This is a genomic window from Litoreibacter sp. (genome assembly GCF_058136045.1).
The window spans coordinates 29,426-47,163 of sequence record NZ_JBYVDD010000008.1 but is presented as its reverse complement, the minus strand read 5'-3'; the positions used below and the strand labels follow the sequence as shown (position 1 = coordinate 47,163).

Annotated in this window: 15 protein-coding genes; 8 read left to right on the top strand and 7 right to left on the bottom strand. The window is 58.1% G+C overall.

Features of this window, described 5'->3' with window-relative positions; all coding sequences use genetic code 11:
- Positions 1–202 precede the first annotated feature (202 nt).
- Entirely contained in the window at positions 203–2,536 is a 2,334-nt protein-coding gene (gene clpA, locus AC3Y7R_RS12245; RefSeq protein WP_490042333.1) for an ATP-dependent Clp protease ATP-binding subunit ClpA, read from the top strand.
- Complete coding sequence (locus AC3Y7R_RS12240; RefSeq protein ID WP_490042332.1) at positions 2,536–3,507, top strand: M23 family metallopeptidase; 972 nt, start codon at positions 2,536–2,538, stop codon at positions 3,505–3,507. The genes clpA and AC3Y7R_RS12240 overlap by 1 nt, the downstream gene beginning before the upstream one ends.
- On the opposite strand, the gene AC3Y7R_RS12235 is transcribed toward AC3Y7R_RS12240, so the two are convergent.
- The 3 genes from AC3Y7R_RS12235 to AC3Y7R_RS12225 form a co-directional block, all read right to left on the bottom strand.
- A complete protein-coding gene (locus AC3Y7R_RS12235; protein ID WP_490042331.1) occupies positions 3,494–5,338 on the bottom strand; it encodes a peptidoglycan -binding protein in 1,845 nt (614 codons plus the stop codon). The two genes, AC3Y7R_RS12240 and AC3Y7R_RS12235, sit on opposite strands and share 14 nt — an antisense overlap.
- A gap of 4 nt (positions 5,339–5,342) precedes the next feature.
- Positions 5,343–6,569 carry a biopolymer transporter ExbB gene (locus AC3Y7R_RS12230; protein ID WP_490042330.1) on the bottom strand — a complete coding sequence of 409 codons (1,227 nt, stop codon included), beginning with the start codon at positions 6,567–6,569 and terminating at the stop codon, positions 5,343–5,345.
- Between the two features lie 81 nt (positions 6,570–6,650).
- Positions 6,651–7,196, bottom strand: a complete 546-nt coding sequence (locus AC3Y7R_RS12225; protein WP_490042329.1) for a gamma-glutamylcyclotransferase — start codon at positions 7,194–7,196, stop codon at positions 6,651–6,653.
- A 65-nt stretch (positions 7,197–7,261) separates the two neighbouring features.
- On the opposite strand from AC3Y7R_RS12225, the gene AC3Y7R_RS12220 reads away from it, so the two are divergent.
- Complete coding sequence (locus tag AC3Y7R_RS12220) at positions 7,262–8,263, top strand: DUF2125 domain-containing protein (protein ID WP_490042328.1); 1,002 nt, start codon at positions 7,262–7,264, stop codon at positions 8,261–8,263.
- Here the strand turns inward: AC3Y7R_RS12220 and AC3Y7R_RS12215 are convergent.
- The 4 genes from AC3Y7R_RS12215 to AC3Y7R_RS12200 form a co-directional block, all read right to left on the bottom strand.
- Positions 8,260–9,108: an extensin-like domain-containing protein gene (locus AC3Y7R_RS12215; protein ID WP_490042327.1), complete on the bottom strand. Its 849-nt coding sequence runs from the start codon at positions 9,106–9,108 to the stop codon at positions 8,260–8,262. The genes AC3Y7R_RS12220 and AC3Y7R_RS12215 overlap by 4 nt on opposite strands.
- Positions 9,105–10,019, bottom strand: a complete 915-nt coding sequence (locus AC3Y7R_RS12210; protein ID WP_490042326.1) for a prephenate/arogenate dehydrogenase family protein — start codon at positions 10,017–10,019, stop codon at positions 9,105–9,107. The genes AC3Y7R_RS12215 and AC3Y7R_RS12210 overlap by 4 nt, the downstream gene beginning before the upstream one ends.
- Positions 10,020–11,090: a histidinol-phosphate transaminase gene (hisC, locus tag AC3Y7R_RS12205; RefSeq protein ID WP_490042325.1), complete on the bottom strand. Its 1,071-nt coding sequence runs from the start codon at positions 11,088–11,090 to the stop codon at positions 10,020–10,022.
- Positions 11,091–11,197: 107 nt separating this feature from the next.
- Positions 11,198–13,378: a primosomal protein N' gene (locus AC3Y7R_RS12200; protein ID WP_490042806.1), complete on the bottom strand. Its 2,181-nt coding sequence runs from the start codon at positions 13,376–13,378 to the stop codon at positions 11,198–11,200.
- Between the two features lie 85 nt (positions 13,379–13,463).
- Between AC3Y7R_RS12200 and fsa the strand changes: the two genes are divergently transcribed.
- The 5 genes from fsa to AC3Y7R_RS12175 all read left to right on the top strand — a co-directional run bounded on the left by fsa (position 13,464) and on the right by AC3Y7R_RS12175 (position 17,725).
- A complete protein-coding gene (gene fsa, locus AC3Y7R_RS12195; protein ID WP_490042324.1) occupies positions 13,464–14,117 on the top strand; it encodes a fructose-6-phosphate aldolase in 654 nt (217 codons plus the stop codon).
- A gap of 225 nt (positions 14,118–14,342) precedes the next feature.
- A complete protein-coding gene (locus AC3Y7R_RS12190; RefSeq protein WP_490042323.1) occupies positions 14,343–15,293 on the top strand; it encodes a DMT family transporter in 951 nt (316 codons plus the stop codon).
- 109 nt (positions 15,294–15,402) lie between these two features.
- Positions 15,403–16,104: a DUF484 family protein gene (locus AC3Y7R_RS12185; RefSeq protein ID WP_490042322.1), complete on the top strand. Its 702-nt coding sequence runs from the start codon at positions 15,403–15,405 to the stop codon at positions 16,102–16,104.
- On the top strand, positions 16,104–17,033 hold the full coding sequence (locus tag AC3Y7R_RS12180; RefSeq protein ID WP_490042321.1) for a tyrosine recombinase XerC: 930 nt from the start codon (positions 16,104–16,106) through the stop codon (positions 17,031–17,033). Before AC3Y7R_RS12185 ends, AC3Y7R_RS12180 begins: the two co-directional genes overlap by 1 nt.
- Before the next feature lie 101 nt (positions 17,034–17,134).
- Positions 17,135–17,725 (top strand): cytochrome P460 family protein, encoded by a 591-nt coding sequence (locus tag AC3Y7R_RS12175; protein ID WP_490042320.1) that lies wholly within the window; start codon positions 17,135–17,137, stop codon positions 17,723–17,725.
- Positions 17,726–17,738: the final 13 nt, after the last annotated feature.

Sequence of the window (17,738 nt, the reverse complement as noted above, 5' to 3'; positions counted from 1 at the left end):
TTAGAACAAAGCAGAGGGCCTCGCACAGTTTTTGGGAATTTTCAGGGTAATCCTCCCTTTCTTTTCACAGCAATCAGGCTCATTGTGAAAAGAAAGGACTTGAAGCTTTGGAATTTAAACCGAACTGTAAGGTCTAAGAGGCAATGGTAGAGACCGGGCCCTCAGCCCAGAACCTGCCCACGCATAAAATAAGGAGCATAGGGTGCCGTCATTCTCTGACACTCTCGAAAAGGCAATTCATTCCGCGCTGGCACAGGCCAACACGCATCGCCATGAGCTTGCGACGCTGGAGCATCTCCTGCTGGCACTCATCGACGAGCCGGAAGCCGCCAAAGTTATGACCGCCTGTGGTGTCAATCTCGACATCCTGCGTACAACTCTTGCCAGTTTCATCGAGGACGAGCTGTCCACGCTGGTCACCGATGTTGAAGGCTCGGAAGCCGTGCCGACAGCCGCTTTCCAGCGCGTTATCCAGCGCGCCGCAATCCATGTGCAATCCTCAGGCCGCAACGAAGTGACAGGCGCGAATGTCCTCGTCGCCATTTTTGCCGAACGTGAAAGCAACGCCGCCTTCTTCCTGCAAGAACAAGACATGACCCGCTATGATGCAGTTAACTTTATTGCTCATGGTGTCGCTAAAGACCCCAACTTCGGCGAGGCACGCCCCGTCTCCGGTGTGCCGGAATTCGACGAGGAGCACGCCAATGAAGCGGGTAAGTCCGGCAGCGAGGAAAAAGAATCCGCGCTGGCCAAGTATTGCGTCGATCTGAACGAAAAGTCCCTCAAAGGCGATGTAGACCCGTTAATCGGACGCTCTGAAGAAGTAGAGCGCTGCATCCAGGTCCTGTGTCGCCGCCGTAAAAACAACCCGTTGCTGGTAGGTGACCCCGGTGTCGGGAAAACCGCTATCGCCGAAGGTCTGGCCCATAAGATCGTCTCGGGGGATACGCCCGAAATCCTGTCCGGTGCCACGATCTTCTCGCTTGATATGGGCGCGTTACTAGCTGGCACGCGCTATCGTGGTGATTTTGAGGAGCGCCTGAAAGCGGTGATGACCGAGATGGAAGAGCATCCTGATGCTGTGCTGTTCATCGACGAAATCCACACCATCATCGGCGCTGGTGCCACCTCTGGCGGGGCGATGGACGCGTCCAACCTGCTGAAACCTGCGCTTCAGGGTGGCAAACTGCGGTGCATGGGGTCCACGACCTACAAAGAGTTCCGCCAACACTTCGAAAAAGACCGGGCTTTGGCGCGGCGTTTTCAGAAAATCGACGTGAACGAGCCATCAGTCGATGACGCGATCAAAATCCTCAAGGGGCTGAAGCCCTACTTTGAGGAACACCACGACATCAAATACACCACCGACGCAATCAAGTCGGCGGTGGAGTTGGCCGCGCGCTATATCCATGACCGCAAGCTGCCCGACAAGGCCATCGACGTGATCGACGAGGCCGGGGCCGCGCAACATCTGGTGCCGGAAAGTAAACGCCGCAAAACCATCGGTACCAAAGAGATCGAGGCTGTCGTCGCCAAGATCGCACGCATTCCGCCCAAGAACCTTACTAAGAACGACGCCGAGGTGCTCAAAGACTTGGAAAATGGCCTCAAACGCGTGGTGTTTGGGCAAGACGCGGCCATCGAGGCGCTGTCTTCCGCCATCAAATTGGCCCGTGCCGGTCTGCGCGAGCCGGAAAAACCCATCGGCAACTACCTGTTCGCGGGCCCCACTGGTGTCGGCAAAACCGAAGTCGCCAAACAATTGGCCAGCTCTTTGGGCGTGGAACTTCTACGCTTTGACATGTCCGAATATATGGAGAAACACGCCGTCTCTCGCCTGATCGGCGCGCCTCCCGGCTATGTTGGCTTTGATCAGGGCGGCATGCTCACCGATCAAGTGGATCAACACCCGCATTGCGTTCTGCTCCTCGACGAGATGGAGAAAGCCCACCCCGACGTCTACAATATCTTGTTGCAGGTAATGGATAACGGCAAGCTGACCGACCACAATGGCCGGACCGTCGACTTCCGCAATGTGATCTTGATCATGACCTCCAATGCGGGCGCCATGGAGATGTCCAAATCGGCTATCGGCTTTGGCCGGGATCGCCGCGAGGGCGAGGATACCGCCGCCATCGAGCGCACCTTCTCACCCGAGTTCCGCAACCGCCTAGACGCGGTGATCAGCTTCGCGTCCCTTGGCAAGGAAGTCATTACCCGCGTGGTCGAAAAGTTCGTGCTCCAGCTTGAGGCACAACTTATGGACCGCAACGTCACAATCGAGCTCAGCGCCGCCGCCGCCGAATGGCTCGGCGACAAGGGCTATGATGACAGAATGGGTGCACGCCCCTTGGGCCGTGTCATCCAAGAGGAAATCAAAAAGCCTCTGGCTGAGGAGTTGCTGTTCGGCAAGCTTGCCAAAGGTGGTGTGGTCAAGGTCGGCGTCAAGAAGGGTAAAATCGACATTACGGTTCTGGAACCCGAAGCCGCACGGATCAGCTCGAAGAAAAAGCCGCCATTGCTCACCGCTGAATAATGCGCGCGCCGCTCCTCGCTCTTACACTTACAACCTTCGCGGCCCCTGTGGTCGCGAAGGGCCCGCTACTGTCCCTGCCCATCGACTGCACTTTGGGCGAAACTTGCTTCATCCAAAACTACGTGGACAGCGATCCGGGACCGGGCCACAGCGACTACACCTGTGGGCCACTCACCTACGACGGGCATAAAGGCACCGACATTCGGGTGCCGACACTGGATGACATGCGCGCCGGTGTCGCCGTCCTTGCCGCAGCCCCCGGAACCGTCCGCGCCATTCGCAACGATATGCCCGACACCGCTTATAATGCCCCGAACGCTCCTGACTTGGGTGGCAAAGACTGTGGCAATGGCCTTGTCATTAGCCATGGCGGCGGCTGGGAAACCCAATATTGTCACATGAAAAACGCCTCGATCTCGGTCGCTAAAGGCCAACGCGTCGCTAAAGGCACAAAATTGGGGTTGGTCGGCCTCAGCGGCAAAACCGAATTCCCCCATGTCCACATCTCCCTGCGCCACGACGGCGAGGTTGTGGACCCATTTGCCCCCACCGAAGCCAATGGCACCTGCGGCACCTCCGAGAAATCTCTATGGGAAGACCCGATTACCTATCTTCCCGGGGCGTTATTGGATGCGGGTTTTGCCTCAGACATCCCGAAATTCAACGCCATTAAGGCGGGCCTGCCTGGCGTCGCAATCCTGTCGGCCAATGCCCCGGCTCTGGTTCTATGGGGTTACGCCTTTGGCACGCGGGCGGGCGATACCATGGAGCTTACCATGACCGGACCACGGGGATGGAGCCACGACCAACTCGTTGAATTCAGCAAACCGCAAGCGCAACTGTTTCGTGCCACGGGCAAAAAGCGCCCGGCAAACGGCTGGCCAAAGGGTCAATATGACGGCACCGTCACCCTCATGCGCGGCGACACCATCCTGACGGCCAAGACACTCAGCGTCACTATTTCTCCGTAAGCTTCAACTCGATCCGCCGGTTCTGCGCACGCGCTTCGCGGGTGTTTTCCCTATTCACCGGTTGGTATTCACCGAACCCGTTCGCGGCCAAACGGCTGGGCGGAATGCCCAGGCTGCGCGACATATAGCGCACCACGGATAAGGCGCGGGCTTGGCTCAGTTCCCAATTATCTCTAAACACGCCATTCCCCGACAGCGGCACATTATCGGTATGCCCGTCAACCCGAATGACCCAATCCAACGCGTCGGGAATGTCGCTTGAGACCCGCGCTAGAATTGCTGCGACCTTGGCCACCTCGCCCCGTCCCGCCGCAGATAATTCCGCCCGCCCCGGCTGGAACAAGACCTCGGACGAGAACACAAACCGATCCCCTTCGATCCTGACCCCTTCTTGCCCCCCCAACAATGCGCGCAGTTGACCAAAAAACTCCGACCGGTAGTTCTTCAACTCCTTCGCCTCAGCCTCCAACCGAAGCCTCTCGGCAGCCTCCAACTTGGCCCGCGCCCGCTGCTCCGAGGCAACCAGAGCCAAGGCGGAATTCAGCTCCGAGCCAAGGTTTTGCACCTTAACATCTGTTGCTTCACGTCGCGCATCGGTCTCATCCAGGATCGACTGCAACGCCCCCAACTGCGTGCGCAAAGCCGCCACCTGTTGATTTAACACCTCAACTTTGCGCTGCCCCTCTAGGCTCACCGCTTGCTCATCGGCCAACGCATCGCGCGCCGCAGTCAGTAAGACTGCATGCTGCTCCGCCGCACTCAACGCCTCTCCGGCACCGGATTCGGCAGCAACTTTCGCCGCCAAAGCGGCCACCAATTGTTGCCGCAACCCGTCTTGAGCCGCCGCACCCTCAGACAGCGCCGCCGCCAGTTCCGCGCGCAAAACATCCTCTTTCGCAGAGTGAGCCTCCAGATCAGCACTCGCCAAAACCTGTGCCGCCAAAGCCGCCGCCAGCCGATCATCAAGGGATGCGCCAGATGCACGGCTCGCGGCCAATTCCTCACTCAGCGTTTTTTCGGCCACCCGTGCGGCCGCCAACAAGGTTAATGTATCCTCCGCCTCGCTACGCTGCTGCTCCAAGGCTAACGTCATTGCAGTCAGCTCCGCGCCCGCATTTTTCAGGCGATCCTGCAAGGCTTGAGCTGCCGCAGCATCAACCAAACGCGCGGCCTCGGCCTCGCTTAGCGCAACCTCTTGATCAGCACTCTTAACCTTCAAATCCGCAATCATCGCTTCCAAAGCATCGCGTCGCGCGGCAGCCAGACGCGCCATTTCCACGCCCTGATCAATCTCTGAGCGCGCCGAGGCCAAAGCCAATTGCACCGCCTCTTTCTCAGAAATTTCCCGGGCAAGCCCAGCCTCGATATCCTCGACCCGCGCACTCAGTCCGGCAGCCCGTTCCTGCGAGGCATCCAAATCACCGGTCAGTGACGCCACCTGTCCACGCAATCCTTTGCGCTCGGACAACAGCCCCGCTACTTGTTCTTCAAAGCTGGAAATCCGGCCCGTCTGTGCGCTATTTTGTGCCGACAGTGAGGCAATCAGCGTTGTTTGCCGCGCCGCTTCGGCGTCCAACTCCGAGATGTTTTGCTCCAACCTAAAGCTGCGTTGTTGCTCCAGACCCAAGGCCTGCGCCAGCGACGCCACCTCACCTGTCAACTGATCCAACTCCGAATCCTGCGATGTAATCTTTTGACTCAGCATGAACTGGACGATCATAAAAATCGACAACACAAAAACCAAAACCAGCAATAACGCCGTCATCGCATCAACGAATCCTGGCCAGATGTTGGCCTCGAACCGTTGACCATTGCGTCGCGACAAGGCCATTGGGCTAGTCCTCCTGCCCTAAGTCCGCCGGATTTTCTGGTAGCTTACGGGTGTTTGCTGGTCTGCGCTCACGGGTCAATTGGCGCACCGCTTGGGTGACTTGGGACAGATCCCCATGCAGTTGCGACAGGCTCTCTTGCCGCCCCGCGGCCATCTCTTCCAAAATTTTCAACAGTTGCACATCAATGGAGCGCAACCGCATCCGACTCTCAGGGTCCACTCCCTCTTCATTTGTTTCTGACAGCTTGTCCAAAAGCCGTTCTTGCCCGTCAGCCACCCGGTTCAGCGCATCCGTCGGGTCCAGCGTCATATCAAGGCGTTCCGTCAAATGCCGCAGCGATCCGGTTAGGGCATCAAGCTTTTCGGCGCTGCCCGCACGGCTGGCCTCGCCCTGCACAAACAAGCCCTGCAAACTGTCGATTTGCTCAACCATATGGTCGAGCACTGTGGCTACAACTCCTTGATCAAAACTACCGCCCCCTTCGCTGTCACCTGACGAGAACCCGACGCGGGTAATCGTCGACAACCACTCTTCCATCTCGCGGTAAAATCGGTTTTGCCCATGCCCCGCAAACAGCTCCAAAAGCCCCACAATCAGCGACCCCGCAAGCCCCAAAAGAGACGAGGCAAAGGCCGTGCCCATGCCAGCCAACTGGCCTTCAAGCCCATTCATCAACTCGCCAAACACCTTGGCCCCGCTCTCGCCCTCTTCAACATTCAACGAGCGGATCGTGTCCACAACGCCCGGTATGGTTGTGGCAAGACCGTAGAAAGTCCCCAAAAGTCCAAGAAAAATCAATAGATTAATGATATATCGCGTAATATCACGCGCCTCATCCATGCGGGTCGCGACTGAATCCAAGATAGTACGCGACGAGCCGGAACTGATCTGCATTCGCGCCCCGCGCGAGCGTAACAACCCCGCCAAAGACGCCAACAACTGCGGCGCGCGAACCGCATCATGGTCCGCGCGATCTTGAGCAAAGCTCTCGATCCAGGACACCGATGAAATCAGCTGCAACACCTGCCAGTAGCAGGCAAAAACCCCGATCACGAAGACCATAAATATGACCCCATTCAGGTAGGGGCTGGACAAAAACACTGGCGCAACCGAGGGGTAAATCAGGTAGCCGCCAAAAATCACGAGGGCCAAAATAACCAGCATGACAAAAATTTGGTGCACCGGCTGGGTAAATTGCGGCGTAAGGTGCCGCTCGACTGGAGTGTCCATTAGATAGGGGCCTCTGACATGCTCGGACTTCTTTTTATGTAAAACATGATAGGGGCGCAGGAGCCGTTTTCAAAGGATAAACTAGCCTTTTAGGTCGCGCACCCGCCCCACCAGCCATGCCATATCCACATCCTCAATACCAAAGGCATCAAGTTGCTGCGCTGTATTGTATAAATATTCAGTGTTCGGGCCACGCCCACCAACGGCATTTGCAATCACCTGCGCCTGTCGTTCCAACGCCAAGTCACCGCAATATTGAACGTGGTCACGCTCGATCACATAGCACAATGCCGGCACCACGCGCCCGTCGCGCAACTGCAACTCATGGACCTGCTCTACATAAGCCGCCGACACCAATTCGCGCTCGCGCAACTCCGCCAAAACCGCCTCGCGCTCCGCATCAGCAACCCGAAACGCCACGCCCTCGCACCCCGCATCAGCCGCCTCCACTGCGTCCAAGGCCAGCACCAATCCCGGCTTTTCCTCCGAACCGCGGTGATGGATCGACCACATGCAAAACGAGCGGTGAAACCCGTCTAAGCGTGCCAAAACCTGCTCGGCCGGCTCGAAGCCCGGGTTCCACATCAGCGATCCGTAGCCAAAAACCCAAAGAGGTGCGTCAGTCATTGTCTGGTCCTTCCATCATTCGCCTTGTAGACAGCATCTCAAGGCTCGGGAAAAGGACAAATCTCATGCGTAAATTGATCGTCATCGTATTGGTCGCCGCCACCGCTTGGGCCGCCTATTGGGGCATCGGCGCGACAGCCTCGAAAAAGGCCACCAAAGCCTGGCTAGAGGCGCGCCGTGCTGAGGGCTGGCAGGTCGAATATTCCGACCTCAAATTGCGCGGCTTCCCGAACCGCTTTGACACCACGATCACCGATATTCAGCTCACCGACCCCGAGACCGGCCTAAGCTGGGCTGCCCCATTCTTTCAGATATTTTCACTTAGCTATCAGCCTAACCATTTGATCGCGGCATGGCCCAACACCCAAACGCTCTCCACTCCGTTTCAGAAAATTTCTATAAAAACCAACAAGATGACGGCTTCTTTAAAGGTTTTTCCAAATGCCCGACTGGAACTCGACAGTGCTACCGTAGTTGTTGAAGGCGCCGAGTTGTCTTCCTCCGCGGGCTGGCAGGCGGGGACCGACACCTTCAATCTGGCCATCCGCCAGGCAATCGGCAAGCCGATGAGCTATGACATCGCAGCGCAGGCCGACACCCTCACCCCCAGCGACAACCTGCGCAACTTATTGGACGCTGGTGGCAGCCTTCCCGACATCATCGAAGGGTTTCGGCTGGACACAGAAATCGGCTTCAAACGTCCCCTTGATATCCGCGTGATCGAGCAAGATCGCCCCGACATCACCACCCTAAGCATCAAAGACGCTGGCGCCACATGGGGTGAATTGCAACTGCGCGCCAAGGGTGATTTGTCCGTGGATGACGAGGGCCGCCCAACCGGAGAAGTCGCGATAAACGCGCGCAATTGGCGCGAAATGCTTGCCCTCGCAGTCAGCGCCGGGGCCGTGCCCGCCGAGGCCGCTTCCGCCGCAGAGTTGGGGTTGGGCTTTTTAGCCGCGCTGTCCGGCGCGAAGAATTCCCTCGATGCCCCGCTCAGTTTTTCCAAAGGTATAATCTATCTAGGGCCAATTCCGATCGGCCCCGCCCCCACGATTAACCTTCGTTAACGGCAATACGTCCCCGAGCGATAGCGCGCGGTGTCAAAGTGAAAATGGTCTTGGTGATAGCGGTTCGCATTCGGCCCTAAAACCGTCCCGAAAGGCCCGCACGCCGCTTTGTGCATTTTCTTCAAGGCGCGTCCGTTCTTGGCACTTCGCCACCCCTTCAACACCGTCATGGAGGACCCATCCTTCAAGTTTATCGCAGCAATATCAATCGCGCGCCCACGGCCATGCTCGGAAATTCGTGCGCCCTTTTTGTTGTTGCGGGTCCGGCACGCATAATGCGCCACAACTTTCAGCGATTTAACCCCGCCGCCACGCCGCCCAACAGCAGGCTTCACGCCATTATCTACCCATGTTTTCAGTGCTTTAGCCGTGGTGCAATCAATCTTGGCGTGCTGCGTCAGCGCCACGCCCGACACCTCTGTCACCTTCACCCCATCGCTCAAACCGCAGCCTTTTAGCTTTGCCGGAATGCGGCTAATTTTCTCGCCACGAATGCTCGGATCACCACAAACGGCCCCCCGCAGTCGCTTGGCTGCCCGCTTGCTCACCTTCTTCTGTTTTGGCTTCTTTGCAGGCTTTGCCCCGGAATTAGGTCTCTTGTTGAACGCTTGTTTAAGCTGTTGCCCGAACGTATTTTCGTGCTCCTTATTCCCAACTTCTACACCGCCCCGCACCAAAGGCCGTATCGAGCGCGCAGGTGCCAAATCCGACGCTGAAGATGCCACAATCACCGCCCGCTCCGGTGCCGCAACGATCGCTTCACGCGGCAAAGGTCGCAGCGACTTAGCCGTATTGGCTTGCCCCATTCCTGCGACGCAAACCAAAGCAACAAGCAGCTTTTTCATTTCACATTACGTCCAAAGTTCGGAGCATCCGTATCTTGCCCAGCTTCAATAATTCCACGCCGAATAGCGCGTGTTCGTGTGAAGTAATCATGCAAATGTTCACCATCTCCGGTTCGAATAGCGCGCTGCAAGGCAAATAGTTCTTCCGTGAAGCGCCCTAAAATCTCCAGCGTCGCCTCTTTGTTGGACAAGAACACATCGCGCCACATAGTCGGATCTGACGCCGCAATCCGCGTGAAATCCCGGAAACCCGCAGCCGAGTATTTCACCACCTCGCTATCAGTCACCCGCCCCAAATCATCGGCCACGCCAACCATGGTGTAGGCAATTAAATGCGGTGTGTGTGACGTCACTGCTAGCACCAAATCATGGTGTTCAGAATCCATCTCATCAACGTTCGAGCCCAACCCCTCCCAGAAGGATTTGTAGCGCGCCAATTCATCCGAATCGGTTCCCTCTAACGGGGTCAACAGGCACCAACGATTGTCGAACAACTCAGCGAATCCCGACCTTGGCCCCGATTGCTCTGTCCCCGCCAACGGGTGCGCCGGAATGAAGTGCACGCCGTCAGGAATATGCGGCAATACTACTTCGATCACCGCCCCTTTGGTGGACCCCACATCTGACACCACCGCACCCGGTTTTAACGCAGGCGCAATCTCTGCTGCCACCGCGCCCATGGCCCCTATCGGCACGCATAAAACAACCAAATCAGCGCCTTCTGCGGCCTGCGCCCCGCTGTCCACAATTCGGTCACACAACCCTATTTCACGCGCCACATCGCGGGTCTCTTTTGAGCGGGCATACCCCACGACTTCGCCCGCTAAGCCACTGCGTTTCATTGCATAAAACATCGAGCTTGCAATCAATCCAAGCCCAATCAATGCCACCCGCTCGTATATCTGTGCCATTCAGAGCACCTCCTTGATTGCGGCCACTACTCGCTTGCAGGCCGCCTCCGTGCCAATCGTAATGCGCAAACAATTCGGCAAGCCGTAACTGCCAACCAGTCGCACAATCAGCCCCTTGGCTTTTAAATGCGCATCCACCGCTTCGGCCTGTGCCGCATCGTCAAATCGCGCCAAAATAAAGTTAGCCTCAGACGGATCGCACGCCACGCCCATCGCCGCCAACTTGCCCGTCATCCAGTCGCGCATCCGCGCGTTTTCCTTGCGGCACCAGTCGGTATACCCCACATCGCGCATCGCAACTTCCGCCGCCTTTAGCGCAGGCACCCCCAGATTAAACGGACCGCGTAAACGGTTCAGCGTATCGATGATTTCCTGCGGGCCGTATCCATAACCGATCCGCAACCCGCCAAGGCCATAAATCTTGGAAAACGTCCGCGTCATAAACACGTTCTCGCGCGCATCAACTATTGCTTTGCCCGCATCAAACCCGTCAACAAATTCGGCGTAGGCCCCATCCAGCACCAACAAGCAGCCCTCCGGCAACCCATCCGCCAAACGCGCAACTTCTGCCTCAGCAATCATCGTTCCCGTCGGGTTGTTCGGGTTCGCAATGAACACCAACTTGGTCCGCTCAGTCACCGCATCCAGCAACTTGTCCACATCCGTGTGGCGCTCGGTCTCGGGCGCCACAACAGGCGTTGCCCCCGCACCCAAGGCTGAAATCCGGTACATCGAGAACCCATGCTCAGTATAAAGAACCTCATCGCCCAGTCCCGCATAAGCATAGCACAAAAACGAGATCACCTCGTCCGATCCGACCCCACATATAATCTGCTCCGGGTCCATTCCTTGTACTTCACCAATCGCTTCACGTAGCTCCAAATGGTCGATCGAGGGGTAAACACTCAACTCCCCCGCCGCTTGGCGAAACGCATCCAAAGCCCGCTTAGATGGCCCGTGCGGGTTCTCATTCGATGACAGCTTCACCACACCCGACACGCCCTCAATCTTGGAGGCCCCGGACTGGTACAGCTTGATATCCATAATCCCCGGCTGCGGCGTGATCGTCATGTCATAATACCCCTAAAGTCCCGCCTGTTCTAACCAGCACGACCCAGCTTGAAAAGGCGCAACCGCCCCCTTTCTTCTTGGTGAAAATACTCCCTGCGGAGCGCCCTTCAAAAGAAACTCTGCGGGTCGATATCAATTTGCAATCGCAAATCCCCTCGAAGCCGGACCGGCTTGACCCATTCCAACAATGCCTTTTGCAACGCCACCCCCTTGGGCGCTTTCACCAGCAATCGCACACGGTGCCGCCCCCGAATGCGCGCAATCGGCGCAGGTGCAGGCCCGTAGACCTGCGCACCTACCCGCTTCAACGCACCATCATTGCGCGCCAATGCATTCCCAAGATCAAACACCGGAGCCACCTCCGGCCCCGACAAAATTATCCCCGCCATGCGCCCATAGGGCGGCATCCCCGCCTGCTCACGCTCGGCTGCCTCGGCGCGCCAAAACGCCTCCTCGTCACCGTTCAAAATGGCTGTAATGACCGGATGTTCCGGCTGGAAAGTCTGCAACAGCGCTACCCCGCGCTTGGACGCCCGCCCCGCACGCCCAGCCACTTGGCGCATCAATTGAAACGTATGCTCTGCCGCGCGCAAATCAGAGCCTTGCAGCCCCAAATCCGCATCAATCACCCCCACCAATGTCAGCAGCGGAAAATTATGCCCCTTAGCCACCAATTGCGTGCCAATAATGATATCCGCACCGCCGCGCGCAATCGCCTCGATATGCGCCTTCAACTCGCGTGAAGTGCCGTATAGATCCGACGACAACACCACCACACGCGCGTCTGGGAACAGCTCTCCCAGCTCCTCGCCCATACGCTCCACCCCCGGCCCGATTGGGGCCAAACGGTCTTCCGCCTCACATGATGGGCAGGCTGTCGGCATCGGTTCTGTCTCGCCGCATTGGTGGCACATCAGTCTCTTAAGGAACCGATGCTCCACCATCCGCGCGTCGCAATCCTTGCACACAATCTGGTGCCCGCAAGCCCGGCACAGGGTCATCGGCGCATACCCACGGCGGTTCAAAAACACCAGCGATTGCTCGCCCTTCTCGATCCGCTTGGCAATCTCGGCTTGCAATGTCGGCGACACCCAACGTGTGCTTGGTAAATCTTCACGGCGCATGTCAATCGCGCGCATTTCAGGCAAAACTGCGTCACCAAATCGCGATGTCAACTCAACCCGAGTGTATTTCCCTGCCTCCGCGTTGGCCCAGGATTCTAGCGACGGCGTGGCCGAGGCCAACACCACCTGCGCCCCACAAATAGACGCGCGCAGCACCGCCATATCGCGCGCGTTATAGAACACGCCCTCTTCTTGTTTGTAGGAGCTGTCGTGCTCCTCATCGACGACAATCAGCCCCAAATCACGGTACGGTAAAAACAGCGCCGAGCGCGCGCCTACCACCAATTGCGCCCCGCCATCACCCACCATCTGCCACACACGGCGCCGCTCTGTCATAGTCACGCCCGAGTGCCATTCCGCAGGCCGCGCGCCAAATCGCGCCTCTACCCGGGTCAAAAATTCCGACGTCAATGCAATCTCTGGCAACAACACCAACGCTTGACGCCCGCGCCGCAAACAGGCCGCCACCGCCTCTAGATACACTTCTGTTTTGCCCGATCCGGTCACGCCTTTCAGCAAGGTCGTCGAATAGCCGTCGCGCTCCAGCGCCGCCACCGCCGCCGTCTGATCTGTGGTCAATTCCTTGCTGGGCAATTTCGGGTCCAGCCGCATAAACGGCAAATCGCGTGGGCTGTCTTCCTCGCGCACCGCACCTTGCGCCGCCAATCCCTTGACCACCGACGTGCCAACACCCGCCTGATCCGCCAGCTCTTTTAAGGTAAACGCCAGCCCACCAAATTCCTCCAGCACCGCCAGCACTTTTTCACGCGCAGGCGTCATCCGGTCCACCACCCCCGAGCCCATACGGAAAACCTTGCGCATCGCTGGCGGGTCGCCCAGCCCGGGCGATCGCGTCGCCAGCCGCACCATCGCGCTCAACGGCGTTATCGTATACGCGCCACAACGCGTCAGGAATTCCATCATCTCGTCGCGCATTGGCGGCGCGTCCAGCACCCGAATAACCGAGCGCACCTTTTTGTAATCAAAGTCGCCAGCTCCCGCCCCCCAAACCACGCCCATAACCTTGCGCGGCCCCAAAGGCACCTCGACAAATGCGCCCAGGTGGCAGCCGCCCTCGGGCGCTTTGTAATCCAACATCCGGCCCAAAGGCTGGTCGGTCACAACGCCTACCAATTCGCCTTCGTGGAAAAATCCGCTCACAATTGACCCTTCACCGTTTGCCCTCACCTACGCAATTGAGGTAAAGCCAAACTTAACCACAGCAACCGCCATCCGAAAGGCATACCCCATGAAATTCTTCGTAGACACCGCTGAAATTGACGACATCAAGGAACTTAACGCTTTGGGCATCGTGGATGGGGTCACAACCAACCCGTCGCTGATCGCCAAATCCGGCCGTGACATCCTCGAAGTCACCAAAGAAATATGCTCCATCGTGGACGGGCCCGTCTCTGCCGAAGTCGTTGCTTTGAACGCCGAAGACATGATCATCGAGGGCCGCAAGCTGGCCAAGATCGCCGACAACATCGCCGTCAAAGTGCCGCTCACATGGGACGGGCTGAAAGCCTGTAACGTGCTGACCAACGAGGGCCACATGGTTAACGTGACCCTGTGCTTCTCCGCCAATCAGGCGCTGCTGGCCGCCAAAGTCGGTGCGACATTCATCTCGCCTTTCATCGGTCGTCTTGATGATATCAACATTGATGGCATGGAATTGATCGTCGACATCCGTGAAATCTACGACAATTATGGCTTTGACACGCAGATCCTTGCAGCCTCCATCCGCTCCGCCAACCACATGTCCGATTGCGCCAAAGTCGGTGCAGATGTGGCCACCGCACCACCTGCCGTGATCAAGAAAATGGCCGACCACGTGCTGACCGACAAAGGCTTGGACGGCTTCATGAAAGACATTGCCAAGGCGAACATAAAAATCGTCTAAACAACAACGTCTCACCACATTACCCCCCGCGATTGCACCACGCAGCGCGAGGGGTCACTTCCGCGCGGTAGAAAAACCCGTGTGATATCGGGCAACACCCTCCCACCGCGCGCCAAATAAAAAATGAAGCGCGCCGCAGGCGCTCCTTTAGGTTAAACTACTTGGTTAAACCACGCGCCAACTTTGCCACTAGACCCTTCCTCATCCCTGCCCTAGCGTCGACGAATGAGACGCCTTTCCCCCACCACTCTCGGACCACTTTTCGCTGCCATTGCCGTGACCCTGTTCTCCCTCAATGACGTCACCATGAAGTTCCTGTCCGGCGGCTATGCCTTGCACCAAATCGTGCTAATCCGCTCGCTTGTCGGCATGGCGGTGGTGCTGTTGGTCATGGCCCCGTTCCAAGGCGGGCTCAGCGCCCTGAAAACACGTCGCCTAGGCGCACAAATGGGGCGCGCGGGCTTGGTGTTCTTCGCCAACATGACCTTCTTTTTGGGCCTTGCCGCCCTTCCATTGGCCGATGCAGTAGCATTATTTTTCGTCTCGCCTTTTATCATCACCATCTTTTCGGTGCTGTTTTTGGGCGAGACCGTCGGGCCGCGCCGTTGGGGCGCTGTCGCCGTCGGCTTAGTCGGCGTTCTGATCATCCTGCGCCCCGGCACCTCCGCTTTTCAGCTCGCCTCCCTGCTGCCCATCGCCGCCGCATTTGGGTATGGCGGGCTGCACATCATGACGCGGTATCTGCGCGACACAGAAACAGCCGTCTCTATGGTGTTCTACATCCAACTGATGTTCATCATCGCCACCTGTATCCTCGGGGCCCTCATTGGCGACGGAAAATTCGCCACCACCACCGACCCGTCGCTGGAGTTCCTATTCCGCCCATGGGTCACCCCAGAACCCGCTGACCTGCCCTTCATTATGGTGCTCGGCCTGTTCGCCTCCGTCGGCGGCTACTTCATTTCTCAAGCTTACCGCCTCGGCGAGGCCGCCCTTGTCGCCCCATTCGAGTACCTCGCTCTGCCACTTTCCATCGCCTTCGGCATCGCCCTGTTTGATGAGTGGCCCGACGCAATCGCTTGGGCCGGCATCGTGCTGATCTTGTCGTCTGGCCTATTCACCGTTTGGCGCGAAACCCAAATCGCCAAGTCCCAAACCCCAAAACGCCAAGGCTAAAGTGATCCTGATTGGTAACACCCACGCGCCTGCAAAATCTGCGGATAGAAAAATCAAAACCCATGCGCTATAGTCCAGCGAAACAACGCCCTAGATAAAGGCAACGAGCATGATTGAGCAGGCCGAAGTGCTGGATGCGCTGCGCAACAAAATCCTGACAGACCCGGAAGTAATTCTGGAAGATCAAGATCTTATGCGAGCTTTGATCGACGCAAACGAGCGCTCCTTAGGGGGCAACATCGTTGATCTGCGTGGCATCGCCATGGACCGGCTGGAAAGCCGTCTTGACCGCCTTGAAGACACTCACCGCTCGGTGATCGCCGCCGCTTATGAAAATCTTGCGGGTACAAACCTGATCCACAGCGCTGTCTTGAAGGTCCTTGAGCCAACCGATTTCCCGACATTTCTATCCACTTTGTCCGGTGACCTACTAGAGGCTCTGCGCGTCTCTCGCCTGCGCCTGATCTTGGAATCCAAGGAACACGAAAGCCCCTCCATCGGCTTCGAGGACGTTTTGTCCATCGTCGAGCCGGGCGTCGTCGACCACTATATTACCGCAGGCCGCGATATTCCCGTACGCCCGGTCTCATTGCGCCAAGTCTCGCCCGCATCCGAAGACGTCTACGGAGACAACGCCTCCTACATCAAATCCGAGGCCCTTTTACGGCTTGATCTTGGCGATGGCCGCTTGCCCGCACTTCTGGTCATGGGTTCCGAAGACCCGCATCAATTCCGCCCCAATCAGGGCACCGATCTGCTGGCCTTCTTCGGTGCAGCCTTTGAGCGCGCGATCAAACGCTGGCTGGCGTAATGCTAATCTCGCCAGCTTCGCGCGACGCGCTGGAAGCTTGGCTCAGCCACCGCAAATCACTCGACGCTGTGGCCCAAAACACGCTCGAGGCCTATCGCGGCGACGTCTTGGGCTTCCTCACCTTTATAACAGGCCATTTCGGTAATGCAGCGGGCTTGGCCCCCCTTGCCCGGATCAAAACCACTGACATGCGCGCGTGGATGGCACATGAGCGGGGTCGTGGCGTCGCCGCGCGCTCCTTGGCCCGCGAGTTGTCCTCGGTCAAAAATTTCTACCGCTGGCTGGCCGAGCGCGAAGGGTTCGAGCCCACCGCCGTCCTCTCCACCCGCGCGCCAAAGTTTCAGAAAAAATTGCCCCGCCCGCTGGCTGTTGATGCCGCGCGCGCGATGATCGACACCGTGGACGCCCAAGCCCCCAGAGACTGGATCGCCGCGCGCGATGCTGCTGTGCTGACCCTGCTCTATGGCTGCGGGCTGCGCATCTCCGAGGCCCTAGGCCTGACTTTCCGCGATGCCCCCCTGCCCGACGTCATCCGCATCACCGGCAAGGGCGGCAAAGAGCGTATCGTCCCCGTCATCGGCCCCGCCCGCAGCGCCGTCGACACCTACCTCGCGCTGCAACCTTTCGCGATGAACCCTGATGACCCGTTGTTTCGTGGCGCGCGTGGCGGCGCACTTAACCCCCGCCTGATTGCCAAAGCCATGGAAAGCGCGCGCATGCAACTTGGGCTGCCCGCCACCGCCACACCTCACGCGATGCGCCACTCCTTCGCGACCCATCTGCTAGAGGCCGGCGGCGACCTGCGCTCGATCCAAGAACTGCTCGGCCACGCCTCCCTCTCCAGCACTCAGGCCTACACCGCTGTCGACACCGTCCGCCTGATGGAGGTCTACGATAACGCCCACCCCAAGGGCCGCAAACACGGCTAGTCTCACGCCTTTGTGTCCATTTGTTTGGAAAGGTGACTTGGCCTAACACCCTCCCGCCTGCGACACTTTCACCGACGCATTCATTTCGGGAGACTTTTTTCATGACCATCAAAGCCACGCTTGCCGCAGCCACCACCGCCACCCTTCTTATGGCCACTGCGGCCTCTGCCGCTACCGACTGTCCCGTTGATGTGGCTGACCCTTTTGACCTAGAAGCCGCCCAGATCACCGAGATTTACGACTGCCTCAAAGACGCGATGGCCGAGGGTTATGCCAAAGCGGGCGACGAGGTTGGCTCCAACTTCCGCAGTTGGACCGTAACCTCTACGCGCCCCGGCGTCGCTGGCCCGCATGGCAACCGCCTGCTACAGACCTTCGCCAATGATCTGGCCGCCGAACAGTACCTTGAATTCGCCAATGAGGGCGTGGTGATGCCCGTTGGCTCCGTTCTGGCCAAGGAATCCATCTCCATTTCCAAGAAGAAAAAGCAGGCCCGTATCGGTCCGCTGTTCGTTATGACCAAGATGGAAGCTGGCTCAATCCCAGAGACCGCCGATTGGCTTTACGCAGGCATCCAGCCCAACGGCAAAGTCATGAAAATTAAGCAAAGCTTCTGCCATGATTGCCACGCGGCCTATGAGGATCAGGACATGCTGGCCTATCCCCTCGAAGAGGTGCGCATCAGCCACTAGGCTAGCCACGCTA

Excerpts from the sequence above, each read along its gene's own strand:
- AC3Y7R_RS12180 (WP_490042321.1), top strand. The coding sequence starts at position 16,104 with ATGCTAATCTCGCCAGCTTCGCGCGACGCGCTGGAAGCTTGGCTCAGC.
- fsa (WP_490042324.1), top strand. The coding sequence starts at position 13,464 with ATGAAATTCTTCGTAGACACCGCTGAAATTGACGACATCAAGGAACTT.
- AC3Y7R_RS12210 (WP_490042326.1), bottom strand. The coding sequence starts at position 10,019 with ATGGCACAGATATACGAGCGGGTGGCATTGATTGGGCTTGGATTGATT.
- AC3Y7R_RS12215 (WP_490042327.1), bottom strand. The coding sequence starts at position 9,108 with ATGAAAAAGCTGCTTGTTGCTTTGGTTTGCGTCGCAGGAATGGGGCAA.
- AC3Y7R_RS12175 (WP_490042320.1), top strand. The coding sequence starts at position 17,135 with ATGACCATCAAAGCCACGCTTGCCGCAGCCACCACCGCCACCCTTCTT.
- AC3Y7R_RS12185 (WP_490042322.1), top strand. The coding sequence starts at position 15,403 with ATGATTGAGCAGGCCGAAGTGCTGGATGCGCTGCGCAACAAAATCCTG.
- AC3Y7R_RS12225 (WP_490042329.1), bottom strand. The coding sequence starts at position 7,196 with ATGACTGACGCACCTCTTTGGGTTTTTGGCTACGGATCGCTGATGTGG.
- AC3Y7R_RS12230 (WP_490042330.1), bottom strand. The coding sequence starts at position 6,569 with ATGGACACTCCAGTCGAGCGGCACCTTACGCCGCAATTTACCCAGCCG.
- AC3Y7R_RS12190 (WP_490042323.1), top strand. The coding sequence starts at position 14,343 with ATGAGACGCCTTTCCCCCACCACTCTCGGACCACTTTTCGCTGCCATT.
- AC3Y7R_RS12235 (WP_490042331.1), bottom strand. The coding sequence starts at position 5,338 with ATGGCCTTGTCGCGACGCAATGGTCAACGGTTCGAGGCCAACATCTGG.
- hisC (WP_490042325.1), bottom strand. The coding sequence starts at position 11,090 with ATGACGATCACGCCGCAGCCGGGGATTATGGATATCAAGCTGTACCAG.
- AC3Y7R_RS12240 (WP_490042332.1), top strand. The coding sequence starts at position 2,536 with ATGCGCGCGCCGCTCCTCGCTCTTACACTTACAACCTTCGCGGCCCCT.
- AC3Y7R_RS12220 (WP_490042328.1), top strand. The coding sequence starts at position 7,262 with ATGCGTAAATTGATCGTCATCGTATTGGTCGCCGCCACCGCTTGGGCC.